Origin of the sequence: Mesorhizobium sp. M8A.F.Ca.ET.218.01.1.1, from assembly GCF_004791165.1 — a bacterium.
Classification (GTDB): Bacteria; Pseudomonadota; Alphaproteobacteria; order Rhizobiales; family Rhizobiaceae; genus Mesorhizobium.
Genome location: NZ_SRUZ01000233.1, coordinates 1 through 279, shown reverse-complemented (window position 1 = coordinate 279; position 279 = coordinate 1). Strand labels below are relative to the sequence as shown.

At 54.8% G+C, this 279-nt stretch carries 1 protein-coding gene; it reads right to left on the bottom strand.

Going from position 1 to position 279, the window contains the following annotated elements; all coding sequences use genetic code 11:
* Positions 1-30: 30 nt before the first annotated feature.
* A partial coding sequence (locus EN861_RS35790) for a hypothetical protein (protein ID WP_189343844.1) occupies positions 31-279 on the bottom strand: 249 nt, incomplete at its 5' end.

The following is a 279-nucleotide window of genomic DNA, read 5'->3' as shown; positions in this document are numbered from 1 at the left end:
GGAGTTAGCCCTGTTCACGTTGTGATCCCTTCACGGATCGTTGACAATCAAAAGGCCTTCGCCGATCTCCATTTTCTCAATCCCCTTCGCTCGGAGCCGTATCGCCCGCTTCAACGCTTCGAGGTAGTTCAAATGCTGCAATTTGATGGAAACTGGCGCTTCGACAGTCCCGGCCCGATTGAGCCGACGGTCAACCATGCGTTTCGCGATCTGATTGACCGCATTTGCAGCCAAGGCGATCGCCGCACGATTTTGGAGCGCTTCAAGTCTCGCTTTGCC